Annotated in this window: 17 protein-coding genes; 11 read left to right on the forward strand and 6 right to left on the reverse strand. The window is 39.4% G+C overall.

Annotated elements, in window-relative coordinates; translation table 11 throughout:
- Positions 1 to 331: 331 nt before the first annotated feature.
- From ACFSQP_RS11050 to ACFSQP_RS11100, 11 genes are all read left to right on the forward strand, one after another.
- On the forward strand, positions 332 to 1,543 hold the full coding sequence (locus ACFSQP_RS11050; RefSeq protein ID WP_449252219.1) for a polysaccharide biosynthesis protein: 1,212 nt from the start codon (positions 332 to 334) through the stop codon (positions 1,541 to 1,543).
- A gap of 490 nt (positions 1,544 to 2,033) precedes the next feature.
- Entirely contained in the window at positions 2,034 to 2,474 is a 441-nt protein-coding gene (locus ACFSQP_RS11055) for a four helix bundle protein (protein WP_376894401.1), read from the forward strand.
- Between the two features lie 300 nt (positions 2,475 to 2,774).
- Positions 2,775 to 3,497: a sugar transferase gene (locus tag ACFSQP_RS11060; RefSeq protein WP_376894404.1), complete on the forward strand. Its 723-nt coding sequence runs from the start codon at positions 2,775 to 2,777 to the stop codon at positions 3,495 to 3,497.
- Positions 3,498 to 4,047: 550 nt separating this feature from the next.
- Entirely contained in the window at positions 4,048 to 4,761 is a 714-nt protein-coding gene (locus ACFSQP_RS11065; RefSeq protein WP_376894407.1) for a sugar transferase, read from the forward strand.
- A 35-nt stretch (positions 4,762 to 4,796) separates the two neighbouring features.
- Positions 4,797 to 5,579: a polysaccharide biosynthesis/export family protein gene (locus ACFSQP_RS11070; protein WP_376894410.1), complete on the forward strand. Its 783-nt coding sequence runs from the start codon at positions 4,797 to 4,799 to the stop codon at positions 5,577 to 5,579.
- An 11-nt stretch (positions 5,580 to 5,590) separates the two neighbouring features.
- Complete coding sequence (locus ACFSQP_RS11075; RefSeq protein WP_376894413.1) at positions 5,591 to 7,951, forward strand: GumC family protein; 2,361 nt, start codon at positions 5,591 to 5,593, stop codon at positions 7,949 to 7,951.
- A gap of 154 nt (positions 7,952 to 8,105) precedes the next feature.
- Positions 8,106 to 8,675, forward strand: coding sequence for an outer membrane beta-barrel protein (locus ACFSQP_RS11080; protein ID WP_376894416.1), 570 nt, complete (start codon positions 8,106 to 8,108; stop codon positions 8,673 to 8,675).
- Positions 8,676 to 8,771: 96 nt separating this feature from the next.
- Positions 8,772 to 9,386: a DUF3575 domain-containing protein gene (locus tag ACFSQP_RS11085; protein ID WP_376894419.1), complete on the forward strand. Its 615-nt coding sequence runs from the start codon at positions 8,772 to 8,774 to the stop codon at positions 9,384 to 9,386.
- A 189-nt stretch (positions 9,387 to 9,575) separates the two neighbouring features.
- Positions 9,576 to 9,977, forward strand: coding sequence for an HYC_CC_PP family protein (locus tag ACFSQP_RS11090; protein ID WP_376894422.1), 402 nt, complete (start codon positions 9,576 to 9,578; stop codon positions 9,975 to 9,977).
- Positions 9,978 to 10,288: 311 nt separating this feature from the next.
- Positions 10,289 to 12,529, forward strand: a complete 2,241-nt coding sequence (locus tag ACFSQP_RS11095) for a TonB-dependent receptor (protein WP_376894425.1) — start codon at positions 10,289 to 10,291, stop codon at positions 12,527 to 12,529.
- Positions 12,530 to 12,588: 59 nt separating this feature from the next.
- On the forward strand, positions 12,589 to 12,945 hold the full coding sequence (locus ACFSQP_RS11100) for a heavy-metal-associated domain-containing protein (protein WP_376894428.1): 357 nt from the start codon (positions 12,589 to 12,591) through the stop codon (positions 12,943 to 12,945).
- A 233-nt stretch (positions 12,946 to 13,178) separates the two neighbouring features.
- Here the strand turns inward: ACFSQP_RS11100 and groL are convergent, their stop codons facing one another.
- The 6 genes from groL to ACFSQP_RS11130 all read right to left on the reverse strand — a co-directional run bounded on the left by groL (position 13,179) and on the right by ACFSQP_RS11130 (position 18,549).
- Positions 13,179 to 14,810, reverse strand: a complete 1,632-nt coding sequence (groL, locus tag ACFSQP_RS11105; RefSeq protein ID WP_376894430.1) for a chaperonin GroEL — start codon at positions 14,808 to 14,810, stop codon at positions 13,179 to 13,181.
- A gap of 136 nt (positions 14,811 to 14,946) precedes the next feature.
- Entirely contained in the window at positions 14,947 to 15,222 is a 276-nt protein-coding gene (locus ACFSQP_RS11110) for a co-chaperone GroES (RefSeq protein WP_376894433.1), read from the reverse strand.
- 153 nt (positions 15,223 to 15,375) lie between these two features.
- Positions 15,376 to 15,729 (reverse strand): preprotein translocase subunit SecG, encoded by a 354-nt coding sequence (gene secG / locus ACFSQP_RS11115; protein ID WP_376894436.1) that lies wholly within the window; start codon positions 15,727 to 15,729, stop codon positions 15,376 to 15,378.
- A 3-nt stretch (positions 15,730 to 15,732) separates the two neighbouring features.
- Complete coding sequence (locus tag ACFSQP_RS11120) at positions 15,733 to 16,752, reverse strand: hypothetical protein (RefSeq protein WP_376894439.1); 1,020 nt, start codon at positions 16,750 to 16,752, stop codon at positions 15,733 to 15,735.
- Positions 16,753 to 16,756: 4 nt separating this feature from the next.
- A complete protein-coding gene (locus ACFSQP_RS11125; protein ID WP_376894442.1) occupies positions 16,757 to 17,263 on the reverse strand; it encodes an LptE family protein in 507 nt (168 codons plus the stop codon).
- 17 nt (positions 17,264 to 17,280) lie between these two features.
- Positions 17,281 to 18,549, reverse strand: coding sequence for a sigma-54 interaction domain-containing protein (locus ACFSQP_RS11130; protein WP_376894444.1), 1,269 nt, complete (start codon positions 18,547 to 18,549; stop codon positions 17,281 to 17,283).
- Positions 18,550 to 18,567 lie beyond the last annotated feature (18 nt).

The raw sequence follows: 18,567 nt of genomic DNA on the forward strand, positions 1-18,567 counted from the left end.
CTTCGAGTGATTCCGAAGCATGAGGAATTGTATCGAGAAGCAAATTTACAATCAATCATATATGAAACTAAATCTTATAAAGGTTCTCGATACAACGCTTCTTCGTCGCGCCACTCGAACTGACATATAGCGCAAAGACTGTCACTTCGAGTGATTCCGAAGTATGAGGAATTGTATCGAGACGTATTCTAACTTAAATTAACATTTGTAAAACCATTGACAATCCCACTTAAAAATTGAAATTAAAATAAGTATTTTGCCTATGACGCAGGTAGCATACAAACAAAAGAAAACAAAACACCACACAACACAACGCACAAAACATAAAATAATGAACATCATAGATATACCAAACTTTATAAAAACCCACATTACCAAACGCCAAGAGAGTCTGTTTGCTTCAGATATTGCTGCGCATGCAGACCTATTACATCAAAAAATAGCGGGGAAATCGGTTTTAGTTATTGGTGGTGCCGGCACGATAGGCTCGTCATATATTAAGGCCATTTTACAATTTAAGCCTGGCAAACTGTATGTGGTAGATACCAATGAAAATGGGTTAACCGAGTTAACGCGCCAATTGCGCTCCGATGCCACCATGTATGTGCCCGACAATTTTAAAACCTATCCCATGAATTTTGGCGATCCGGTGTTTCAGAAACTCTTTTTGGCAGAAGAGCGGTTTCATATTGTAGCTAATTTTGCGGCACATAAACATGTGCGCAGCGAGAAGGATAAATATTCTATTGAAGCCATGCTGGATAATAACGTGTTTAAAGCCAAAGCCTTTTTAGATTTATTGCTTCAGAAAAAACCAGAACATTTCTTTTGTGTATCCACCGATAAAGCGGCGAATCCTGTAAATGTTATGGGCGCCAGTAAAAAACTAATGGAAGAAGTTATTATGGCTTATTCCGGCGCCTTGCAAATTACCACTGCCCGTTTTGCCAATGTGGCCTTTTCAAACGGGTCTTTGTTGGCGGGTTATATAGAACGTTTGTTTCAAAACCAACCTATTTCTTGTCCCTCCGATGTGAAGCGCTTTTTTGTGTCGCCCGAGGAAAGTGGCCAAATTTGTATGTTAGCCTGTATGTTAGGCCATTCGGGCGATATCTTTTTCCCGAAGTTAGCAGCCGAAGACATGACGTATTTTAAAGCGATTACAATCGATTTCTTTAAAGCATCCAACCGACCAATTTTAGAGTGCGAGTCTGAAGAGGCAGCCAAGCAAGCGGCGCTTCATACCACCGAAACAGATCCTTATCCGGTCTATTTTTTCAATACCGATACCTCTGGCGAGAAACTATACGAGGAATTTTACACGGATACAGATGAGGTAGATCAAAATACGTTTTCGAGTTTGGGTGTCATAAAAAATGCGCGAAAATTGCCACAGGAAACCATTAGTAATACCATTCAAGAATTACAAGACCTTATGGCCTCGGGTAACTACACTAAAAGCACCATAGTTGGTTTGTTAAAAAAACACCTACCAGATTTTGAGCATATTGAAACCGGAAAAAGTTTAGACCAGAAAATGTAGCAAAAACTAACAGGTTGAAAGGCCGTTAAAAGCTTCAGAATATAGCAAATACGTGACATATTAATAGGAGTTAATTGTTAAATTATTATCTTGTTAAGCAAATAAATAAGCAGTCCATGAAACCATCAATCATTAAATCCTTGAATTTTTCAATCTCACACCACACGAATCCGTCAATCATTGAGTCCTTGAATCCAAGAATCATTGAATTTTTCAATCTTTGAATCATTAAATCCTTCAATCCATGAATCTTTCAGTCCAAGAATCCTTAAATCCTTCAATCTTTCAATCTTTGAATAAAACAATCCTTGAATTTTTCAATCCTTCAATCCTTCAATCTTTGAATAACAGAATCCTTCAATCTTTGAATCATTCAATCCTTCAATCTTTGAATAACAGAATCCTTCGATCTTTGAATAACAGAATCCTTCAATCTTTCAATCTTTGAATAACAGAATCCTTCAATCATTGAATTAAAAAATCAAGTACCATGTCTAAAATAAGCACTTTCGAGGACCTGAACGTTTGGGTTATGAGTAGGGAATTAAACAAGACCATGTTTACGATGCTTGCTGATAAGGACGACAAGCTTTACGGATTTTTAATAAACCATCTTTTTAAAACAAGTGGCAGCGTTATGGATAACATTGCAGAAGGGTTTGAGCGCGGGGGCAACAAGGAATTTATACTGTTTTTATCTTATTCCAAGGGTAGTGCAGGCGAATTAAGGTCGCAGTTTTATCGTGCATTAGATATGGCTGTTATAAATAAATCGGAATTTGATATTTTACAAGCTTTAGTTTCCGATATTTCAAAACAATTAAGTTTATTTATGAACTACTTAAAAAACTCCAATTACAAAGGTTCCAAGTTTAAAGAACCATCAGCTATTTACGGTAACCGTGCACCTAAAGACAAAAATAATCCATGAATATCAGAATCATTCAATCCTTGAATCTTTGAATCTTTCAATCTTTGAATAACAGAATCCTTCAATCTTTCAATCTTTGAATAACAGAATCCTTCAATCTTTGAATCTTTCAATCCTTGAATCCTTGAATCCTTCAATCTTTGAATCTTTGAATCCTTCAATCTTTGAATATCAGAATCCTTCAATCTTTGAATATCAGAATCTTTCAATCTTTGAATCCCTCAATCCAAGAATCATTCAATCTTTGAATCCTTCAATCCTTCAATCTTTGAATAACAGAATCCTTCAATCCTTCAATCTTTGAATAACAAAATCCTTCAATCCTTAAATAAACCAACCAGTAACAACCCCATGTACAAAGCCTTTAAAAGACTCGCAGATATAGTTGTTTCTGGAATAGCGCTACTAATTTTAGCCCCTTTACTAATTCCCATTATAATTGGGCTAAAACTTACAGGCGAGGGCTATGTGTGGTACAAGCAAGAACGCGTGGGGTATAAAAACAAACCCTTTTTAATCTGGAAATTTGCGACCATGCTAAAGGACAGTCCCAATATGACAGGCGGTATCATGACCACCAAAAAAGATCCCCGAATTACACCCATGGGTGGGTTTTTACGGAAAAGTAAACTAAACGAATTACCACAACTGATAAATATTTTTAAAGGCGATATGAGTGTGGTAGGGCCGCGGCCACTTACCAAGGTGTTTTTTAAGCTATATTCAGAAACTGTACAAGCCGAAATTTATACCATTAAACCAGGTTTAACAGGTATTGGCTCCATTATTTTTCGAGATGAAGAAGACCTCATTACGCAGGTAAAAAACGCCGGAGAAGATCCCTGGGTGTTTTATGCCGAAAAAATACATCCGTTTAAAGGCGAAGTCGAAAAATGGTATCAAAAGCACGAATCGTTTTTAGTGGATGTAAAAATTATAGTATTAACAGCTTGGGTTATTGTAAATCCAACAAGTGAAGCCGTTTACAACTGGTTTAAGGACATTCCGAAGCGCCCGTTTTAGTAGCTATTATATTTACACGATTGCTTCTGACTAGTTGTTGTATGTACAAATTTATGGCAGTTGGTAAAGCGCCTTAACAGTCCAAACCCAAATTAATTCCAGTGCCATGCTAGGCGTTTTAAAGTGAATGAGCTAATTAAAACCAGCAAATCGCAATCCCTTTTTTTAAAACTTTAAAAACCCAAAAAGTCCTGCAACACGGGCAAAAAATTAAATAAAATATCAAAATTTGTGGGAACAAACAAGTCATTGCTCGTTTTCAGGTTAGCGCATACATTTAAATAAACACCGGTTGTTTTACCAAATCAACACCCTACAAATGAAACCCAAAATACCGATAGCCTACAAAACTTTGAAACAGATATCCCACACTTCCGTAGTTTTATATTCAGAAAAACCCCCAAGTACTAAATCAAATACAGAAAGCTAATAAAAAACGCGTAGAAAGGTTGTGGCATAGTAATTTGTTCTTATTTTTGCTACTTTGTGGCATACTAAAAAACCAATAAAAAAAGAATAAGCCCCTGTGCTAGAACCGAAGTCCCAAAGCATGATTACCAAAGAATTGGAGTACATAAAGCAACCTGCCAAGCAGCCTGTAAATACAGCTGCAACACCTGCCGCTGCTTTTGTGGTAAATACGCCATTGGATACTACCGCAACAGCGCTTTTAAAAGCCAGTTTTGAATGGCTTTTTGCGCTTTTGGTGTCTGTATTTGTGGTGTCGTGGTTGGTGCCTATTTTAGGTTTGTGCATTGTTATCGATTCCAAAGGCCCTATTTTTTTTAAACAGCGCAGGAGTGGTTTGCGCGGCCGTGAATTTAACTGTATCAAATTGCGTAGCATGAGGCCCCACAAACACGCTAACGATTTTAATACCGGCCCCGATAAATCGCAAATGACGCGTTTTGGTGCTTGGTTACGGCGTACCAATTTGGACGAATTGCCGCAATTTTGGCACGTATTAACCGGCCAGATGGCTGTAGTGGGTCCGCGGCCACACATGTTGGAGCACGATAAATACTATGCCCAAACCATACCAAACTACAACCTACGGTACACGGTAAAACCGGGTATAACGGGCTGGGCGCAAATTAATGGCTACCGTGGCGATATTACCATTTCTGGTGGGATGCTACCACGAATTCAGCATGATTTGTACTACATTCAAAATTACAGTTTTTGGTTAGATCTTAAAATTATGATAATGACAGCCTGCTGCAAAAATTACTATGCAACGAAACGGGCTAAAAATAAAGGCTAATAGCTGGCGCTATAGCTAAAAAAATAAAAGAGTATATGATTAAAATTTGCCTAAACAAAGGCGCACTTTGGGGGCTTATAGGCTTGCTGTTAAGCAGCTGCGTTAGTAACAAGGAAATCTTGTATTTTCAGGATGCCGATAACTACAGCGAAACGGCTATTACCTATCGCGAAAACACCTTTCAACCTAACGATATTGTGTCGGTTACCATTAGTGCGGCCATACCGGAAACCGCCATACCGTATAACCGAAATGCAGGTTCTAACGCCTTGGTAAACAACAGTAATTTAGAGGTGCTTAAATTACAAGGCTATTTAGTAAGTCCAGAGGGATTTATTTCCTTGCCTATTTTAGGTAAAGTGGCTGTAACCGGCCAAACAAGTACCGAAGTGGAAAACATGGTTGCCAATATGTTAGAAACAGGCGGCCATTTAATAGACCCGGTTGTTACCGTGCGATTACTTAATGCCAAAGTAACGGTTTTAGGAGAAGTAAGCCGACCAGGAACTTTTAGCTTCACCGAACAATATGTTACCGTGCCGCAAGCGCTTGGCTATGCAGGCGATTTAACCATAAACGGACGCCGAGACGAGGTGTTGCTAATTAGAGAGCTGGATGGTACACGCCGCATTACCCACATAAATTTAACAACAGCCGATTGGATGCAAAATCCGGAATACATGATTATGCCCAACGATGTGTTGGTTGTTCAGCCTAACAAAGCCAAAGTAAAAACAGCAGGGTATGTAGGTAACGTGTCTACTATTGTGGCCATTGCCTCGTTATTGTTAAGTGCAACCATATTAATTACGCGTTAAGTTATTTTTAAATGAACAAATCACAAATAGAATTCGATTCGGATAACGAACAAATAGATATTCAGGCAGTTGTTTACCGCTACCTGGCTTATTGGCCTTGGATTTTGGTGAGCATTGTGGTTATGGTATTAGCTGCGTTTTTGTATTTGCGATATACGCCAAATAGCTACAATACGGCCGCTAAAGTAAAAATTTTAACAGATAAAGAGGCCACCGATTTAGCCTTGGACCTTGATAAAATTTTAGGAAAGGGGAATGTTAATCTGGAAAATGAACGGGCGGTACTGAATTCCTTTCGCCTAAACCGCCAAGTGGTAGAGCGCCTAAACTTGCAGGTTAAATACTTTCAAACAGGACGCGTTAACGAGCGCCAAGTGTATTCGGCGCCATTTATAGCTAAATACATTCCCGAAACAGATACCAAAAACACCTTATTGGAATTCGATATTACCCTGCAACCACAGGGCTATAAAATGGTTAATTTGGAAACAGGGGCTACCCAAGAAACCACCACATTTTTTTGGGATACGCCAACAGCCGATTTCCCGTTTACCTTACAACCTAAAGATGCCAGCGCGCTAGAACCTGGAGATAATCCTAATTATACCCTGCGTATAGACAGCGAAACAAAGGCAACCCAAGGATTGCTTAACGCTATAAAAATTACGCCAGATGGTAAGGATAGCGATATTTTGGTGTTAAGCTTGGATGCCACAAACAAAAATGAAGCCCAAGCCATTTTAAATACGCTTATTGAGGTGTACACCGAAGATGGCATTCTAGACCGCCAGGAGGTTTCCAAACGAACCATTTCGTTTATAGACGAACGCTTTGAATTTTTGGCAACCGAATTAGATTCTATTGAAATAGCCAAAGGTGCCTACAAACAAAATAATAATTTAAGTATTTTTCAAGCCGATGCAGCGTCTATTATTGAAAAACGCTCAATTAAAGATGAACAACTTTTTGAGGCAGAAACGCAACTGCTGCTTGCTAATGAGTTGGAGAAAAGTGTTATTAAAATTGACGAATTCGAGCTGCTTCCAACTAATATAGGCTTAAATAGTGCGGCTATAAATAATTTGGTAGCCGATTATAACAAGGCGCTTTTAGAATACAATAAATGGAAAACAGGTGCCGGCGATAGCAATCCGCAAGTAAAAATATTAAAGCAAAGTATTTTAGATTTAAATGCCAATATAGCGAGTTCCCTAGCTGGATATAAAAGTCAGTTAGAACAAACTTTAAAGCAAAATGCACGCGCGCAAAGCTTGGCACAACAGTCCTTTAGTGCGTTGCCGAACAAAGAAAAAATTCTGCGTAGTATTGAACGCGAACAGTTGCTAAAAGAAAATTTATATTTGCTTTTACTCCAAAAACGCGAAGAGGCAGCTATTAATATGGCAGTAACCTCCGCCAATGTAAAAGTTATAGATTACGCCATTACAAACGCCATACCCGTGGCGCCTAAACGGCAAATTATTTTACTTGGAGCCTTTTTATTAGGCGTGCTTGTTCCTGTTGGAATATTGTATGTGAAGTTTTTACTAGACACTAAAATTTACACCCACAACGACGTGGAGGCCTTAAATCCGGATGCACCGGTATTGGGTGAAATTCCGGTAATGACTGCCACGGAAAAAGATGGCGGCGCAGCGCGTAGCAACTCACAAACGCAAGAGGCGTTTCGTACGTTGGCGCATAATTTAAACTTTATGCAGAGTTCGCAGCCCGATGGTTTGGGGCAGGTTATTGCCGTTACCTCTTCCATTAAGGGTGAAGGTAAAACAACCGTATCGTATAACACCGCCGAAACCTATTACCAACTAAAAAAACGGGTGCTGTTGGTTGGAGCCGATTTAAGAAATCCGCAGTTGCACCCCTTCATTAATGCGCCAAAAACAACAGCAGGACTTTCCAATTATTTAAGCGATCCGGACAGCAATTGGACCGATTTACTGGTGCATATCGATTCGCAAAAACAGCGATTTGATTTGTTGCTTTCTGGCGATATTCCACCAATGCCAAGCGTGTTATTAGCAAGTAATCGCTTTAAAGAGCTTATTGCCGAAGCGCGTAAGCAATACGATTATATTATTATCGATACGGCGCCAACATTGCTGGTAGCCGATACGCTTACCTTTACCAAATATGTCGATTTCACGCTGTATGTGGTGCGATCTGGCTTTACAGACAAGCAGTTAATTACCTATTCTAAAAAATTAGTCGATCAAAAGAAATTGGCTGCTATGGGGTATGTTATTAACGATATGAACCATAAAGGAACCTATGGCTATGGCTATAATTATGGCTATGGCTATGGCTATCACGCCGATGGTAAGAAAAAGCCATGGTATCAATTTTGGAACTAAAAAAAGTTTTTTATCTTGTAGGAACATACACCAGCAGGTCGCGAATAAAGCGCTGCAAAATAAACAGTTAATACCAATTAACACTTAAAATCACGCATAACCTAAATACAAACATAAAGTAGAGTAGTTTACTAATTTTTAAATCCCCATTCGTATGACACTTAAACAAACCTTTTTCATCATGGCTTTGGCCTGTCTGTTTAGCGCCCAAATACAGGCGCAAGAAACGCCTCATTTTAAAGTGGCTTTTGGCCTAAATATAATTGATAATAGTAACGAAACCACGCAAGCACCTTGGGGTATAAAAGATGCCTCGTTTTCTATGCCAATTTACATTGGTGTGGCATACCAATTTAACGAAAGGTGGGAGTTAGGCCTTAATGGTACGTTTAATGAAATGAAGGTACCTGCCTTATTGCCAGGTGCATTTGGCGATAAAATAGAATCCAATTTCTTCGCTTTAAATATTGATGCCAACTACTATATTATTGCAAGCGATTCCCGAAACTTCATAGACTTTTACGGTATTTTGGGTTCTGGTTTTTATTCAGCCTTCGATGGCACGGCCATGACCATTCAACCAGGTTTAGGTTTTAACTACTGGTTTACCGATAATTTGGGCGCTAATGTAACAGCAAAAGCGAACTTCGATTTAGGCAAAGACATACCAGAGGTGTCAAACTTTTATAAATATACCATTGGTTTAATTTACCGATTTTACTAAAATCAATTTCGTAAGGTCATGCCATGCACCTGCTTGTTAGGCTGCAGAACATGCCTATACAAATAGCTGTAAAAAAGGTGAATAAAGGATACTAATATGAATAGATCTCATCTTTTTTCGGTTTTTGGCATGGCAATATTTTTATGGAGCCAGTCCCTACAGGCCCAAACGGAACTCAAGTTTAATGTGGCCTCTGCAGCGCTTTTAATTCCTAATGTGGGTATAGAAATAGCCGTAAGCAAGCACAGCAGCGTGCAGTTGGATGTGCTGGCTTCTTTTTGGGATAGTTTTAACGGTAAGCCCTTACAAATAATACAGGTTTTTCCGGAGTATCGGTATTATTTTCAGGCCGAGCGCCAAGGTTTTTTTCTAGGGGCTCATGTAGGATTTGGCATGTTTACCATGCAAAAACCGGGTTTTGCTGTTATTTACGATCAGTACCAAGACCCAAGCACCTATACCAACCCCGATGGGAGCTACCAATCTGGTAGAGCCACCTTTTACGGCCTAACAGCAGGTTTTAAGAAACGATTTAGTAGCCGGTGGGGACTGGAACTTTTCTTGGGTGCCGGCTTGGCCCAATCCAATTACAAAGGGTATAACAAATTTCAGCGCACCGATGTTACCGAAACAAATTACCGCGATTTTAACGGCAGTGGCGAATGGCTGCTATATCGGGGCGGTTTAATGCTGGTGTATCGCTTAAACTAAATGGATGCCGTTTCTGCTTTTTTATGGGGTGGCCACGCACCTATAATATGTTTTCAGGCCCATAAGGTTCCCGTAAAAATTTGGTGGTATTAAAGGAGCCTAACTGGACACCTTACAATCCCACCTGACTTCACTGTTAATGATTCATTAAAATTGTATAAATTCTGACAGTTTTTGTATTTTTGTGTTGTGAAAAAAGCAAAATTATACAAGTTTTTGTCGGCTACAATGGCGCTTTTAGTGCTGTTTTCTACGGTTTCCTTTACGGTAGAAAAACACTTTTGTGGCGATGTACTTATTGATGCTGCTGTTTTTCACGAACCAGAAAAGTGCCAATCGGATAGCTACCTTGCGAAAGCAGCCATGGATTGCTGCACCGATACGGTAGATGTTGTTCAGGGGCAAGATGAATTAAGTTTTAAAAGTGATCAAGATGTTGTTTTTGAATCGCTCGTCTTTCTGGCCACGCTTTCAAACCTTTATGTGACACAGGTTGATAGCACGTTTACCCAAAAATTTTCACACCAACAGTATCAATCGCCCAGCCTATACCGCAATCTTCTTGTGCAGTATCAGGTATTTCTCATTTGATTTCTTCCTTAAAACAGGCCAATACAACGCTAATCACGGTTAGATTAAAACAGCGTGTATGCCCCATTTTGCGCCTAGTAAGCGTCCACTTTTGTTAAAATTATTTTATCAAACTAGTGCTTACCATAACCCGCGCCTAAAGCGACACACCTTACTAACAGTAATGTATACCGGTGCATAACCCATGTTTCGCAATACCGAAAGCGACCAAGCCTGTAAGCCACAAGCAAAAACGAGTACCTAACACAATTATGGACTAAAAGGAAGCGCACGGCTTTAACAAGGCCAGCTTCTTAAATGATAGAAATAAAATGAAAAAGATACTTTATACACTATGCATCCTGCTACCCATGGTAGGCATAGCACAAACAAATTTAAATGGGTTGGTTTTAGAAGCAACCGAAACCAATGCCGAAATCCCCATTGCAGGAGCCAACGTTTATTGGCTAAATACTACGGTTGGGGCAGTTACAGACTTTGATGGCGCGTTTTCAATTCCCTATCAACCAGATTACAAAAAACTTATTATTAGTTATGTGGGATACAAAACAGACACACTTACCGTCCAGTCTGCCAACCCCATTAAACACAGGTTGCAACCAACCAGCGCTTTGGACGAAGTGGTGTTAAGCGCCCGTAAGCAAGCCACAGCTAAATCCTATTTACAATCGCAAAACATCATGGTAGTTAGCAGCGAAGAGCTTTTAAAAGCAGCCTGTTGTAACCTGTCGGAGAGCTTTGAAACCAATCCCTCTATTGATGTTAATTTTGCCGATGCTGTATCCGGTACGCGACAAATTAAAATGTTGGGGTTAACCTCGCCCTATATTTTAATTGCCACCGAAAATGTGCCAGCAGTGCGCGGAGCCGCACAGGCCTATGGCTTAAGTTTTATTCCAGGCACTTGGGTTGAAAGTATACAAATAACCAAAGGTGCCGGTAGTGTTACCAACGGATTTGAAAGCATTGCAGGCCAAATTAACGCCGAGTTGGTTAAACCGACAACCGATTTGCCCGTGTTTGTAAATGTATATGCCGGTAGTAATGAACGTTTGGAGTTAAATACCCACTTAAATACACAAGTAAGCAGCAAATGGGATACCGGCTTGTATGTACACGGCAGCACCCAAAATAAAAAACACGATAGCAACGGCGATAGTTTTATGGATATGCCAACCTATAACCAGGTAAATATTATGAACCGTTGGCAATATACCAATCCCGAAAAAGGCTTTGTAGGCTTTGTTAATTTAAAATATTTAAATGATGACAAGCAAATGGGGCAAATAGATTTTAACCCCAAAACGGACCGCGGAACTACAAATGCTTGGGGGAGCGAAATTGATACCAGACGTTACGAAATTGCTACAAAATTAGGCTACGTAAATCCAGAAATCCCTTACAAAACAATAGGGGTGCAAACCGCTTTTAGTCGCCATGAGCAAGACTCTTACTTTGGACTAAACACGTACGATATTGCACAAAATAGCTTGTATGTAAATGCCATATACAACACCTTAATTGGCGATACCCGCCACAAGGTAAAAACAGGCTTAAGTTATACCTACGATCATTACGACGAGTTTGTAAACACGCAAGATTACGAGCGTACAGAAACCTCGGTAGGTGGTTTTTTTGAATATACCTACGATAATTTATCCAGCTTAAATGTATCGGCAGGCATTCGGGTAGATCAGCATAATTTATTTGGTTTTTTTATTACTCCAAGGTTGCATGCCCGTTATACGCCATGGCATAAATCGGCGTTTCGTGCCTCGGTAGGACGCGGTAAACGCAGTGCCAATATTTTTACTGAAAATCAGCAAATTTTTGCCACCTCCAGAACCATAAATATAGCCAATGCTAGTGGCGATATTTACGGATTAGACCCAGAAATTGCATGGAATTATGGACTGTCGTACCTACAAGGGTTTACGGTTTTTGGACGTCAAGGCGATTTTACATTGGATTATTACCGCACCGATTTTGAAAATCAAATTGTAGTAGATTATGAAAATCCACGTACTGTAAACTTCTCTAACTTACAAGGCAGTAGTTTTGCTAACAGTTTTCAGGCAGAAGTTAATTACAATGTATTGCCACTATTAGATGTGCGCTTGGCCTACAAGTATTACGATGTGCAAACAGACTACCAAACGGGTACCTTGGAAAAACCACTAACGGCAAAGCACCGGTTTTTTGCGAATGCTGGTTACCAAACACGGCCAAGCGACAAAGGTGCTTTATGGAAATTTGATGCCACTTACAATTGGTTAAGTAAACAGCGTTTTTCCAGCACACAAAATAACCCAGTGGCATTTCAGCTACCTACTTACACGCCCACTGTAGGCACTGTAAATATGCAAGTAACCAAAGTATTTTCTCCTAAATTTGAAGTATATTTAGGAGGCGAAAACGTAACCAATGTTAAACAAAACAACCCAATTTTAGCAGCAAACGATCCGTTTGGACCTAATTTTGATAGTACGTTTGTGTACGGACCCATTTTTGGTAGTATGTACTACGCGGGGTTACGTTTTAAAGTGAATTAAATTAAACAAGTATTAGAAACCAGAGGTTGCAATTTAGTAACTTCAAAAAAACAGAAATTATGAGAACAATAGGAATGATAGTCGTAATGCTTATTGGCCTGAATGCTTTTTCGCAAAACAAAAATGCCAAAGCCGTTATTGAAGTAGATGGCGTTTGTAATATGTGTAAAGAACGTATTGAAAAGGCTTGCATTAAAACAAAAGGTGTAAAATCGGCTGTTTGGAATGTGCAAACACAAGAGTTAAAACTAATTTATGACGAACGCAAAACAGACTTGCAAACCATTAACCAGAACATTGCTAATGTGGGGCACGATACCAAGGATATAAAAGCAACAGATGAAGCTTATAACAGTCTTCACGCCTGCTGTTTGTATCGCGATGCTGCCGTGGTAGACGATCATAAAACAGAATAACAAAGACCATATTCGTAACATCCAAAAAACCTTTTGCTATGCCGCGGAAGGTTTCGTTTTACCAGAAAATAGAACGGTAAAAAAATCTTGTTTTTAGGTGTACGTTAGGAGCACAAACGCGAAGGCTGGTATTTTACAGGGTGTTACTTTTTATAGTCTGTTGAATATAAAAAGCAAAAAAAAACGTTTCAAGTAATTGAAACGTTTTTTTATAACTGGGTATTTTGTAGGCATTACATCATGCCTGGCATACCGCCACCGCCCATTGGAGGCATGGCTGGTGCATCTTCTTTAATATCAATTAATGCACATTCGGTAGTTAAAATCATGCCCGCTACAGAAGCCGCATTTTCCAAGGCTACACGCGTTACTTTTTTAGGGTCTATAATACCAGCTTTAAGCATGTCTACGTAAGTTTCACTTTTTGCATCGAAGCCAAAGTCTTTTTCACCCTCTAATACTTTAGAAATAACAACGCTACCTTCGCCACCTGCGTTTTGAACAATTGTTCTTAAAGGCGCTTCAATAGCGCGTGCTACAATTTGAATACCGGTTGTTTCATCTAAATTGTTGGTAGTAATTTTTTCTAAAACCTTAATAGCGCGCACCAAAGCAACACCACCACCAGCAACAATACCTTCCTCTACGGCTGCTCTTGTAGCATGTAATGCATCGTCTACACGGTCTTTTTTCTCTTTCATTTCCACCTCACTTGCAGCACCTACGTAAAGAACGGCTACACCGCCAGCTAATTTAGCCAAACGCTCTTGTAGTTTTTCTTTGTCGTAATCGCTTGTTGTGGTTTCAATTTGTGTTTTAATTTGGTTAACACGGTTTTTAATAGCATCGGCATCGCCAGAACCATTTACAATGGTAGTATTGTCTTTATCAATAGTTACGGTTTCAGCAGTCCCTAACATGCTTAAATCGGCGTTTTCCAATGAAAAACCACGCTCTTCAGAGATTACCACACCACCTGTTAAGATAGCAATATCCTCTAACATGGCTTTACGACGGTCGCCAAAGCCTGGTGCTTTAACAGCGGCAATTTTTAAACCACCACGTAATTTGTTTACTACCAATGTAGCAAGTGCCTGACCTTCTACATCTTCAGCAATTATTAATAATGGTCTGCCAGATTGCGCTACTGGCTCTAATATTGGTAGAATTTCCTGTAGGTTGGATATTTTTTTGTCGAATAATAGAATGTATGGATTTTCTAAATCGGCAATCATTTTATCAGAATCCGTTACAAAGTAAGGCGATAAATAACCTCTATCGAATTGCATACCTTCTACAACATCCACATAAGTGTCTGTACCTTTGGCTTCTTCTACGGTAATAACCCCTTCTTTACCAACTTTATCGAAAGCCTTGGCAATTAAATCGCCAATGGTATCATCGTTGTTGGCAGAAATGGAGGCAACTTGCTTTATTTTTTCAGAGGAGTTACCCACTTGTTGTGCTTGTGTAGCTAGTTCGGCAATAATAGCTTCGACAGCCTTATCAATACCGCGCTTCAAATCCATTGGATTTGCACCAGCTGCTACGTTTCGAAGACCTTCTTTAACAATTGCTTGCGCTAACACGGTAGCGGTTGTTGTACCATCGCCCGCTAAATCGTTTGTGCGGCTGGCTACTTCTTTTACCATTTGGGCTCCCATGTTTTCTAGGGCATCCTCTAATTCTACTTCTTTAGCTACAGTTACACCGTCTTTAGTTACTTGTGGTGCACCAAAACTTTTACTAATAATAACATTACGACCTTTAGGGCCAAGTGTTACTTTTACTGCATTTGCTAAAGCATCTACACCGCGTTTTAAGCCATCGCGTGCATCAATATCAAATTTAATATCTTTTGCCATTGTTAATTTTTTTTAGTTCTGTATGTTCCGTTAATAGGTTTGTTACAAAGGAACATAACGTTGTTAATAATTTTTTTAAAACAAATAGGAATGTGTTCAGAGTAGCGCGCTATTTCGCTGCTCTGGGTAAACGTCATTAAATAATAGCTAGTATGTCGCTCTCGCGCATAATTAGGTAATCCTTACCTTCCAGTTTTAATTCGGTTCCTGCGTATTTGCCGTATAAAACGGTGTCGCCAACCTTTACGGTCATAGGTTCATCTTTTGTACCTTTACCTAAAGCCATAACCTTGCCTTGCTGTGGCTTTTCTTTGGCATTGTCTGGAATAATAATACCGGATGCTGTTTTTGTTTCAGCCGCCTCTGGTTCAATAAGAACACGATCTGCTAATGGTTTAATGTTTAGTTCCATTTTATGATGTTTTATAATTTATAAATAAGTTAATTGCTAGCTTCATTACTAAAAATGTGCCAATGCTTTCAGACTGACAAAATTTCATTTCATAAAGTAAGGGTATAAAAAAAGCCAACGTTTACGTTGGCTTTTGTATGTCATGCTGCGGTTTTAGTTTGATTCCGCTGGTGTTTCTGTATTGTTGTTGGTTGCTGGTGGCACAGCAGGAGCAACAGGCACAGTTTGTTCGGTATTAATAGCTTCAATGGCTTTAGATTCTCCTGTACCCGTTCTATTAATGGCTACATTGGAAACTAATATTAATACCAACATAATAGTGGCAAGCGTCCAGGTACTTTTGTCTAAAAAGTCTGTTGTTTTTTTAACACCTCCTAATTGTTGGGTACCACCACCGCCAAAGGAAGATGATAAGCCGCCGCCTTTTGGATTCTGCACCATAATTACTACCACTAGTAAAAAGGCCACCACGACTATTAATGCTAAAAATATCGTAAACGTACTCATATTTTATTGGTTATTTTGTTCTTGTAATTTTTTAACTGCTTTAATTTGGTCAGCAAAGAAACCACTTTTTTCTGGATATTTCAAACTTAAAATGTTGTAAGATTGAATTGCTTTTTTATAATTTTTTTGCTCCACATAAATCCGGGCTAATGTTTCGGTCATTAACGCCTCGGGTTGTATCATCTGCGCTTCGGCAATATTGGTAGTGGTAGCGCTGGTTTTGGTAGGTTTTAACTTGGGGTTTTTGCTTATAAACTGATCTATTAAATCGAATTTTTTAAGACGTTTATTTTGTTTTAAAGACGCGTTGCCAGAAGTGTTTGATGCTGTTTTTGAGGCTGTTTTTTGGGGTGGGTTTTGGCTGTCTGCTCTGTTTATAGGTTCAAACCGTGTTAGAGATAACCATTCGTTAAACGAGTGTTTTTCATTGGGATTGAACTGCAAAGGCTGGCCAAGTTTTAAAATATCTTCTGGTTTGTCTGTGTTTTCTGAACGGTTTTCAGGGGTACGACTTACGCTGTTTGCGGTATCTATGCTGTGGGCATCTGTTGGCTTATTTGCTGTTTCTGTAATTGGGGCAGCCTGTTTAGATGGGCGGTTAGGTTGCGCACCACTTATGGGTTGAAACAATTCAGGGTCCAAGGTGCCTTCGGTTTCTGTAATTTGTTTATTTAGAAGGCTGTCTATACGCTGTTTGTTGTTGGCTGCAACAATTTCGGTAGTTACCTGAACCTGATTTAGGTGGTTTTGATGTTTCTTGATGTGTTGCGAAATATCGTTCTGCAAAAACACTTCTGATGTAATAAAATCGAATAGGACACTACGGTCTGTGGTGTAAGCAGCTGTAACTTTTAAGGCGTTGTTGTATTTTACGCTACTTTTATTTTTTAAGCCTTTTAAATAGCTGGCTCTTGCTGCTTGAAAATAAGGGTATTTGGCCACAATGGCTGCCAGTTGGTTGGTTTGTTCTGGCGTAACCTGTTGCGGATTTTGAATAATACTATAAAATTCGGAAGCAGTCATTGGATTACCATTTAGCTAATGTAGCGTTAAAAATATCTTGTGTTAAGCGTTCAAAAATTTCTGCCAGGGCAGTGTCTTTTTGTGCTCCGGACAATAGGGCAGCACCGGCATAATCGTAAAAGAATGAAAACCGCTGTTCCAGGTTGTCTTCCTCGTCTTTCATATTAAAAAAGCGCACCAGCACGGTTACGGTTAGTCGGTTTTGTGCAGCCGTATTATTGGCAGTAGCGGTGGTTGGCGAAATGCGGTATTCAATTATTTCACCTTCGTAAATTAAATCGCCTCCAGATTTTACCAAATCCAAGCTGGTTTGGTTTAACAGTAAATCGGTTAACGCATTCGTAAAATCCCGATCCAATCCTGGTTCTACTAATATGGCGTTGTTTTGAAAGTAGTTAACTTGAAATGTTTTTACATCGGAGGCTATGGAGGCACCCGTAAACGAGTAACTGCCGCAGGCCAATACGGTTAGTAAAACAGCTAAAAGCGGTATTGTTTTTAAGAATTTCATAGGCTTTTGGTTCCTAATTACATGTTGTATTGTTTTATTTTACGGTATAAGGTGCGTTCGCTAATCCCTAATTCTGCTGCTGCCAATTTGCGTTTGCCATTATGGCGTTCTAAGGATTTTTTTATGAGCTCTAGCTCTTTATCGTGTAGGGATAAGGTTTCTTCTTCTTCAATTTCCTCGGCAAAATGATATTTATCGGCATGGCTATCGGTATCTTGATTTTGTGGAATATCCGAATTTTTCTCTGGAATAGATAAAATTTCTAAATCCTCGTAAGCATCTTGTGTTTCGGTGTCTACTTGACCGTAAATTTTATCGATTAAGCCTTCGTTTTCTTTCTGAACGTCTTTTACATTGCCTGTTTTCATAAGTTCCAGGGTTAGTTTTTTTAAGTCGTTCAAATCGCTTTTCATATCAAAAAGCACTTTGTATAAAATTTCACGTTCGCTACTAAAATCGCTTTCCGCTTTGCTTGTTTTAATAACGGCGGGTAATTGCGAACTTTCGGATGGTAAATAATGCTTTAAAGTGCTGGGGGTTATATCGCGGGTTTGCTCTAGTACCGAAATTTGTTCGGCCACATTGCGCAACTGACGGATATTACCGGCCCACCTAAAATTTAATAACACAGGAATGGCATCCTCGGTTAGCTTAATGGTAGGCATTTTATATTTTAAGGCAAAATCGCTCGCAAATTTTCTAAATAACAAATGAATATCGTCTTTCCTATTGCGTAGCGGTGGTAAATTTATTTCAACGGTGCTTAAGCGGTAGTATAAATCTTCGCGGAATTTATTGTTTTTAATAGCTTCAAACATATTTACGTTGGTAGCGGCCACAATACGCACATTGGTTTTTTGTACTTTGCTGCTACCTACCTTTATAAATTCGCCATTTTCTAAAACACGTAATAGTCGTACTTGTGTGGTTAAGGGAAGCTCGCCAACTTCATCTAAAAAAATAGTGCCGCCATCGGCAACTTCAAAATAGCCCAAGCGGGTTTGGGTAGCGCCGGTAAAGGCACCTTTTTCATGACCAAATAATTCTGAATCGATAGTGCCTTCTGGTATGGCGCCACAGTTTACGGCTATATATTTGCTGTGTTTGCGGTGCGATAAGGAGTGAATAATTTTAGGAATACTCTCTTTTCCAACACCAGACTCGCCGGTTACTAAAACGGAAATATCGGTTGGAGCTACTTGAATAGCTTTTTCAATGGCACGATTAAGTGCAGGGTCGTTTCCAATAATGCCAAACCGCTGTTTGGTTGCTTGTACTGATTCCATAATAAAAGATTCCCTTTA

The sequence above is a fragment of the Bizionia sediminis genome, from assembly GCF_042684585.1.
Classification (GTDB): domain Bacteria; phylum Bacteroidota; class Bacteroidia; order Flavobacteriales; family Flavobacteriaceae; genus Algorimicrobium; species Algorimicrobium sediminis.

Excerpts from the sequence above, each read along its gene's own strand:
- ACFSQP_RS11050 (WP_449252219.1), top strand. The coding sequence starts at position 332 with ATGAACATCATAGATATACCAAACTTTATAAAAACCCACATTACCAAA.
- ACFSQP_RS11055 (WP_376894401.1), top strand. The coding sequence starts at position 2,034 with ATGTCTAAAATAAGCACTTTCGAGGACCTGAACGTTTGGGTTATGAGT.
- ACFSQP_RS11065 (WP_376894407.1), top strand. The coding sequence starts at position 4,048 with ATGATTACCAAAGAATTGGAGTACATAAAGCAACCTGCCAAGCAGCCT.
- ACFSQP_RS11070 (WP_376894410.1), top strand. The coding sequence starts at position 4,797 with ATGATTAAAATTTGCCTAAACAAAGGCGCACTTTGGGGGCTTATAGGC.
- ACFSQP_RS11075 (WP_376894413.1), top strand. The coding sequence starts at position 5,591 with ATGAACAAATCACAAATAGAATTCGATTCGGATAACGAACAAATAGAT.
- ACFSQP_RS11080 (WP_376894416.1), top strand. The coding sequence starts at position 8,106 with ATGACACTTAAACAAACCTTTTTCATCATGGCTTTGGCCTGTCTGTTT.
- ACFSQP_RS11085 (WP_376894419.1), top strand. The coding sequence starts at position 8,772 with ATGAATAGATCTCATCTTTTTTCGGTTTTTGGCATGGCAATATTTTTA.
- ACFSQP_RS11095 (WP_376894425.1), top strand. The coding sequence starts at position 10,289 with ATGAAAAAGATACTTTATACACTATGCATCCTGCTACCCATGGTAGGC.
- ACFSQP_RS11100 (WP_376894428.1), top strand. The coding sequence starts at position 12,589 with ATGAGAACAATAGGAATGATAGTCGTAATGCTTATTGGCCTGAATGCT.
- groL (WP_376894430.1), bottom strand. The coding sequence starts at position 14,810 with ATGGCAAAAGATATTAAATTTGATATTGATGCACGCGATGGCTTAAAA.
- ACFSQP_RS11110 (WP_376894433.1), bottom strand. The coding sequence starts at position 15,222 with ATGGAACTAAACATTAAACCATTAGCAGATCGTGTTCTTATTGAACCA.
- secG (WP_376894436.1), bottom strand. The coding sequence starts at position 15,729 with ATGAGTACGTTTACGATATTTTTAGCATTAATAGTCGTGGTGGCCTTT.
- ACFSQP_RS11120 (WP_376894439.1), bottom strand. The coding sequence starts at position 16,752 with ATGACTGCTTCCGAATTTTATAGTATTATTCAAAATCCGCAACAGGTT.
- ACFSQP_RS11125 (WP_376894442.1), bottom strand. The coding sequence starts at position 17,263 with ATGAAATTCTTAAAAACAATACCGCTTTTAGCTGTTTTACTAACCGTA.
- ACFSQP_RS11130 (WP_376894444.1), bottom strand. The coding sequence starts at position 18,549 with ATGGAATCAGTACAAGCAACCAAACAGCGGTTTGGCATTATTGGAAAC.